Origin of the sequence: Aestuariivirga sp. (assembly GCF_044239095.1) — a bacterium.
Lineage (GTDB): Bacteria > Pseudomonadota > Alphaproteobacteria > Rhizobiales > Aestuariivirgaceae > Aestuariivirga.
This window is the reverse complement of the sequence record NZ_JBIICB010000241.1, coordinates 1-6,754: the sequence shown is the minus strand read 5'-3', so window position 1 is coordinate 6,754 and position 6,754 is coordinate 1. Positions and strand designations below refer to the sequence as shown.

At 64.7% G+C, this 6,754-nt stretch carries 7 protein-coding genes; 3 read left to right on the top strand and 4 right to left on the bottom strand.

Going from position 1 to position 6,754, the window contains the following annotated elements:
• Window positions 1-122: 122 nt before the first annotated feature.
• A complete protein-coding gene (locus ACILRA_RS17810) occupies window positions 123-413 on the bottom strand; it encodes an SDR family oxidoreductase (protein ID WP_395663409.1) in 291 nt (96 codons plus the stop codon).
• A 99-nt stretch (window positions 414-512) separates the two neighbouring features.
• Window positions 513-1,043: an SRPBCC family protein gene (locus ACILRA_RS17805; protein ID WP_395663408.1), complete on the bottom strand. Its 531-nt coding sequence runs from the start codon at window positions 1,041-1,043 to the stop codon at window positions 513-515.
• Between the two features lie 71 nt (window positions 1,044-1,114).
• Here ACILRA_RS17805 and ACILRA_RS17800 point away from each other — a divergent pair, with 71 nt between their 5' ends.
• Both ACILRA_RS17800 and ACILRA_RS17795 read left to right on the top strand, forming a co-directional pair.
• The gene (locus ACILRA_RS17800) at window positions 1,115-2,422 is read left to right on the top strand and encodes an NAD(P)/FAD-dependent oxidoreductase (protein ID WP_395663407.1); all 1,308 of its coding nucleotides are present in this window, start codon (window positions 1,115-1,117) and stop codon (window positions 2,420-2,422) included.
• Window positions 2,419-2,940 carry a GNAT family N-acetyltransferase gene (locus tag ACILRA_RS17795; RefSeq protein ID WP_395663406.1) on the top strand — a complete coding sequence of 174 codons (522 nt, stop codon included), beginning with the start codon at window positions 2,419-2,421 and terminating at the stop codon, window positions 2,938-2,940. Before ACILRA_RS17800 ends, ACILRA_RS17795 begins: the two co-directional genes overlap by 4 nt.
• A gap of 1 nt (window position 2,941) precedes the next feature.
• Here the strand turns inward: ACILRA_RS17795 and ACILRA_RS17790 are convergent, their stop codons facing one another.
• On the bottom strand, window positions 2,942-3,271 hold the full coding sequence (locus ACILRA_RS17790) for a hypothetical protein (RefSeq protein ID WP_395663405.1): 330 nt from the start codon (window positions 3,269-3,271) through the stop codon (window positions 2,942-2,944).
• 94 nt (window positions 3,272-3,365) lie between these two features.
• Between ACILRA_RS17790 and ACILRA_RS17785 the strand changes: the two genes are divergently transcribed.
• Window positions 3,366-4,592, top strand: coding sequence for a pyridoxal phosphate-dependent aminotransferase (locus tag ACILRA_RS17785; protein ID WP_395663404.1), 1,227 nt, complete (start codon window positions 3,366-3,368; stop codon window positions 4,590-4,592).
• 66 nt (window positions 4,593-4,658) lie between these two features.
• Here ACILRA_RS17785 and aspS read toward each other — a convergent pair whose 3' ends face one another.
• Window positions 4,659-6,437 carry an aspartate--tRNA ligase gene (aspS, locus tag ACILRA_RS17780; RefSeq protein WP_395663403.1) on the bottom strand — a complete coding sequence of 593 codons (1,779 nt, stop codon included), beginning with the start codon at window positions 6,435-6,437 and terminating at the stop codon, window positions 4,659-4,661.
• Between the last annotated feature and the right edge of the window lie 317 nt (window positions 6,438-6,754).

The following is a 6,754-nucleotide window of genomic DNA, read 5'->3' as shown; positions in this document are numbered from 1 at the left end:
CGCAGACGCTGACAGTCGGCGGCGGAAACGGTGAAACTGATACCATTGCGCATCCTTTCAGATTCGCACGTCAACAAGCCGTTGGGAACCTTCAATCGGACTCTTTTGTCCCGGCCAATCCACTAGGCTGGCGCCAGGGCCGGATGGGCGTCGAAAACACCCGCTGGCATCTGCTCATAATCGATGACGGCGCCGTCATCAGGCACGATCAAGCGGCCCGCGGGCATGCGGCGGCCAATCTCCTCGGCCCAGTTTTCGGGAAGGCCGTGGAAGCCGGTCTGCAGCGCCTGCTCACCCTCCGAATGCACCCAGGCCAGATTGATGGCGAAGACCCTGATGCCTTCGCGCTTCACGCTATTCGCCACTGAGCGAGTCAGGGTGTTGAGCGCCGCCTTGGTGGCCGCGGCCCTCAGCCGGCGCCCGGAGGCGTGCGGATCATGGCATTTCTCCCATTACGCTGGGAGAACTTGACATGATCAGGGTGAATTTACAACCCTTGCGTTAATGTGCAGCTACTTTTCGGCAAGCGCCTTGAGATTGGCGAGGCCCTTCTCATACTCGGCGCCGACCGAGCCATCGATCATCAGCCCGGCCCAACGGTCCACGACGCCGGGAAGGGCGGAGGAGAAGCTTCGCGTCAGGCGCGTGCCTTGCCCGGAGGGTGCGAGGGTCACGGTCGAGGCCGCGCGACCGAACTCGCCATAGTCGGCCTCCGTCACCAGCCGCTCGTTCACCACGAATTCCGTGACCCTCTCGCTGCCGCTGCCCACCAGCGGATTGTTCGACGCCCAGCGCATGACCTGCCCAACACCCTGCTCCGGCCCCTCGAAGGTGAAGCGCGTTGCGGGATCGGTGGCGAGCCAGGGCGACCATTCCGGCACGCGGCGCAGGTCGCCCGCGATGGCAAAGACCTTCTCCGGCGGCGCCGCAATCTCGACCGAGCGCTCCACGCGGGCCTCGGACGGCAGGAGATAGGCCCCGCCGTAGAAGACCACAGTGATGGCGACGATGAGATAGACGATGGACTTGATGACGGTGTTCATGCGGCCCCGGGCTCCTGTCACTGTCCAGAACGCTTGCCACTCCACACCGGATCGCGCAATCTCCACACATCATGACTGCTTCGATTTTCGCCAAGGACTTCAAGCCCCGCCCCTATTGGTGGGATCATTATGAGCCGCAACCCCTGCCCGAATGCGACCTGCCCAAGTCGGTGGCGGTGGCCATCATCGGCGCGGGCTATGCGGGGCTCAACGCGGCGCTGGAACTCCACCGCGAGGGCATCTCCGCCATCGTGCTGGACGCCAATGAGCCCGGCTTTGGCGGCTCAACCCGCAATGGCGGGATGGTGTCGGGCGGCGTCAACGTCGGCAAGCGCTACATGGCGAAGGCGATGTCCGACGAGGAGGCATCTCCCTATCTCAACGATGCGGCAGACGCCTTCAGCCATGTCGAAGACCTGATCGCGCGTGAGAAGATCGACTGCGGCTGGACGCGCGCTGGCTATTTCCTCGGGGCCTGGTGCAAGAGCCATTTCGATGGCATGGCGCACAAGGTGGAGGTGCTGAACCGCACCGCGAGGTCCGAGGCCTATCTCGTACCGCCGGAGCGCCAGCGCGAGGAAATCGGTTCCAGCTATTATCGCGGGGGAATGGTGGTGGGCCGCGCCGGGCACCTGCACCCTGCCCTGTTCTTCAAGGCGCTGCTCATGCTCTGCCAGCAGCGCGGCATTGCAATCGCCTCGCGGACGCCGGCAACGAAGCTCACCGAAACGGGGAGCGGCTGGCGCGTGGACACGCCGCGCGGCGCGATCATGGCGGGCGACGTGATCATCGCCACCAACGGCTATACGGGCGATGTGACGCCAGAGCTGAAGCGGCGCGTGGTGCCGGTTGGCTCCTACATCATCGCCACGGACGAACTGGCGCCAGACCTTGCGGCCTCGATCAGCCCCAGGAACCGCTCCTTCGCGGACACCCGCCGCGTGCTCACCTATTACCGCATGTCGCCCGATGGCAGGCGGCTGATCTTCGGCGGACGGGCAAAGTTCGGCCATACCGACCCGGTCGAGACAGCACCCATTCTGCACGGTTTCATGGTCGACCGGTTTCCGCAGCTCAAGGGCACCCGGATCACCCATGCGTGGACCGGCAACGTGGCCTTCACGCTGGATGAGATGCCCCATATGGGCAAGTTCCAGAACCTCCATTATGCGCTGGGCTGCAACGGCTCCGGCATCGCCATGATGAGCTATCTCGGCCACCAGACGGCGCGCAAGATCGCGGGCAAGGCCAACAGCGTGTGCGCCTTTGACAGGCCGGAGTTCCCTGACCACCCGCTCTATACGGGCAATACCTGGTTCCTGCCGTGGATCGGCCGCTATTTCCGCACGCGGGACTGGCTGGACCGCAGGTTTGGATGATCTTCGCCAGCAGCCGGCTGATCGCAAGGCGTTTCGGGCTGGACGATCTCGCGGACTTCGTGGCGATGCGCAACGACCCGGAGGTGGCGCGCTACCAGTCCTGGGAGCGTTACTCGGAAGACGACGGCCGGCGCTTCATCGCCGAACTTTCCGGGCTGGAGCCGGGCGATCCCGGCTGGTTCCAGTTCGCGCTGGAGGAGCGCCAGACGGGCATCTTCGCCGGCGACTGCGGGCTCAACATCCTGGCGGACGACCCCCGCCTCGCCCAGATCGGCTACAGCATCGCCCGCCCGCACTGGAACCAGGGCCTCGCCACCGAAGCCGTGCGGGCGCTGGCAGACTTCGCCTTCACGGCTTTCGGTCTTCACCGCATCACCGCCTCGGTGGACCCGCGCAACGCTGCCTCCTGCCGGGTGCTGGAGAAGGCGGGCTTTGTCAAGGAGGCGCATTTCCGCCAGAGCCAATGGTTCAAGGACGAATGGGCGGACGACGCGGTCTACGCCCGCCTCAGAGGTTAACTCAGCCGCATTTCGCCTGCATGCGCCACTTGGCGCTGGTGTAGGTGGGCTTGTTCTGCAGCTTGCCGCGCTGGCCCTCGGGGCAGGCGAAATAGCCCAGTGAGGAGGTTGCAACCGCCTCCGCATCCTTCTGCTGCTTCGCTGTCATGCCGGAGACCGTCATGTCATAGACGCCGCCACTGCGCGGGCGGAGGTCCAGCCGGTAGGTCTTGCCGTTGTAGAAGACAGGCTCCGAGCGCGCCGCCGCGGCCGGGGCGGCCTGCGGCTTGTTCTTGGTGATGCGAACGCCCGGCGCCTCAGCACAGGCGCTCAAGGAGGTGGCTGCAGCCATGATAAGAATCGCGATGGATATGGTATTCCGCATGGACGGCCTTATGCCTGTCATGTCTCGACCGGGCAAGCACGCCGAAGTATAGACATTCCTCATGACACAATTTGACCCCGCCTCGCTTCTCGTCTCCCGCAGCCAGTCCGCCGATGAGGGCCCGATCATCCGCATGTCGCAGCGCGCGCGGGAATTGCGGGCTGGCGGCATGGACGTGGTGAGCCTGACGCTGGGTGAGCCCGACTTCGACACGCCGGAAAACATCCAGGCCGCCGCCACCGCCGCCATGAAGGCGGGCCTCACGCATTATTCGCCGGTGATGGGGATCCCCGAACTCAGGAATGCGCTGTCCGCCAAGCTCCGGGCGGAGAACGGCCTCGACTACGGCCCCAATGACATCTGTGTTTCCAACGGCGCCAAGCAGGCGATCGCCAATGCGATCCTGTCGATCGTCGGGGACGGAGACGAGGTGATCATGCTCGCCCCCTTCTGGGTGTCCTACGAGATCACGGTGCGCTTCGCGGGCGGAACACCCAAGGTGCTGCATGCCGGCGTGGAGGAGAACTACAAGGTGCCGGCAAGCCGCATCGCGGCAGCGATTTCGCCGCGCACCAAACTCATCGTGCTCAATTCGCCCTCAAACCCCACGGGTGCGGTGTGGACGCGCGGCGAGCTCATGGAACTCGCCGAGGTGGTGAAGAGCCATCCGCACCTCATGGTGCTCTCCGACGAGATCTACGAATACATCATGTTCGGCGGCGAGATGGTGTCGATCGGGTCGCTTCCCGGCATGCGTGAGCGCACCATCACGGTGAACGGCTTCTCCAAGGGCTTCGCCATGACCGGCTGGCGGCTGGGCTATGCCGCAGCCCCTGCCCCCATCGCCAAGGCGATGGGCCGCATGCAGAGCGCCCTCACGGCCGGGGCCAACCAGTTCGTGCAGCGCGCCGCCATCGCCGCCCTCGAGGGGCCTCGCGGCGAGGTGGAGCGCATGCGGCAGGAATACCAGAAGCGGCGCGACATGGTGCTGGCGGGCCTCCGCGCCATTCCCGGACTGAGGATCGGCGACATTCCGGCGACCTTCTATGCCTTCCCGGACGTCTCGGGCCTTCTTGGCCGCAAGGCGGGCAACCACGTGATCGACACCACGGATGCGCTGTGCGACTGGCTGCTGGAGCAACACGGCGTGGCCACGGTGCCAGGCACCGCCTTCGGAGCGCCAGGCTCGATCCGGCTCTCCTTCGCCTGCAGCGAGACGGAGATCGCCAAGGCGATGCAGCGCATGCAGAAGGCGCTGGGGGAATTGGGAGTTGACCCCGCCTGTTGACCCACCCCCTCACCCTGCCCTCTCCCCCACATGCGTGGGGGCGAGGAATGTCAGGGGTGAGACGCCTCACGCCTCCGGCAGGTTCAGCCTGATGTGCAGCTCGCGCAGTTGCTTGGGGCTCACCTCGGAGGGTGCGCCCATCAGCAGGTCTTCGGCCTGCTGGTTCATCGGGAAGAGCACCACCTCGCGGATGTTCGGCTCATTGCACAGAAGCATCACGATGCGGTCCACGCCGGGCGCGATGCCGCCATGGGGCGGGGCACCATACTGGAAGGCGCGGTACATGCCGCCGAACTTCTCCAGGAGCACGCTCTCGGGGTAGCCCGCGATCTCGAAGGCCTTCTTCATCACTTCCGGCCTGTGGTTGCGGATAGCACCCGAGGAGAGCTCCACGCCGTTGCAGACGATGTCGTACTGATAGGCGAGGATGTCCAAGGGGTCCTTGGTTTCCAGCGCCTCGAGGCCGCCTTGCGGCATGGAGAAGGGGTTGTGCGAGAAGTCGACCTTCTTCTCCTCCTCGTTCCACTCATACATCGGGAAATCGACGATCCAGCAGAACTCGAAACGGTCCTTGGGCGTCAGGTTCAGCTCCTCGCCGACCTTGTTCCGGGCGTCTCCGGCAAACTTATAGAACTTCTCAGGCCGGCCCGCGACGAAGAAGCAGGCATCGCCCACGCCGAGGCCCAGCTGGTTGCGGATAGCATCCGTGCGCTCCGGCCCGATGTTCTTGGCGATGGGGCCGGCACCACCCTCCTCGCCCTCACGCCAGAAGACATAGCCGAGGCCCGGCTGGCCCTGCTGTTGAGCGTAGGAGTTCATCCGGTCACAGAAGGCGCGCGACCCACCCTTCGGCGCCGGGATGGCCCAGACCTCGACCTTCGGGTCCGCTGCGATCATGCCGGCGAAGACCTTGAAGCCCGAGCCCGCGAAATGCTCGGTGACCGCCTGCATCTTGATGGGGTTCCTAAGGTCCGGCTTGTCCGAGCCATACCAGCGGATCGCGTCCTTGTAGGCGATGTGGGGGAACTTCTGGGTCACCGGAAGCCCGCCGCCGAATTCTTCGAACACGCCGCGGAGCACCGGCTCCACCGCGTTGAACACGTCCTCTTGCGTCACGAAGCTCATCTCGATGTCGAGCTGGTAGAATTCGCCGGGCGAACGGTCAGCGCGCGCGTCCTCGTCGCGGAAGCAGGCGGCGATCTGGAAGTAGCGGTCGAAGCCCGACATCATGATCAGCTGCTTGAACTGCTGCGGGGCCTGCGGCAGCGCATAGAACTTGCCGGGGTGGATGCGGGACGGCACGAGGAAGTCGCGCGCGCCTTCGGGGCTGGATGCGGTGAGGATCGGCGTCTGGAACTCGAAGAAGCCCTGGTCCACCATGCGGCGGCGCAGCGAGTTGATGATGGCCCCGCGCTTCATGATGTTCTTGTGGATGCGGTCGCGCCTCAGGTCGAGGAAGCGGTAGCGCAGGCGGATGTCCTCCGGATATTCGGTATCGCCGAAGACGGGCAGCGGCAGTTCGGCCGCTTGCGCCAGCACCTCGATGCCGGTGGCGAAGACCTCGATGAGGCCAGTCGGCAGATCAGTGTTCTCGGTGCCGGGGGGGCGCGGGCGCACCTTGCCGTCAACGCGGATCACCCATTCCGAGCGCACCTTTTCCGCCACCTTGAAGGCAGGCGAATCAGGGTCTGCCACAACCTGGGTGATGCCATAATGGTCGCGCAGGTCGATGAACAGCACGCCGCCATGGTCGCGCACGCGGTGCACCCAGCCGGAAAGACGAATTTCCTGTCCGGCATGGTCAGGGCGGAGCTGGCCACAGGTGTGGCTGCGGTAGGCATGCATGCGAGTCCTCGCGAAAGATCAGGTTTCGGGCGCTAGAGCGCATGGAGGGGGCGTTTTGTCAAGGAAGTGCTGCCGTGGGGGCCCCTGGAGTTGCGGTAATGCAATACGGAAGATCGGCCTTAGCGCGCGTTCCGGCCAGGTGGAATCACCTGGCCGGAAAGAACGCGCACGAGATCAATTGCTTAAGCAGCATCAGTAGTGTCCGGTTTAATTCATGATCAATCGCGAAGAGGCCAATAACGACGTGGTGTTTGGCGATTTTCGGGGTGTCCACGATTTGAAATCCGTTCCGCTCTTTTGCGATGCTCTTGGGCTTG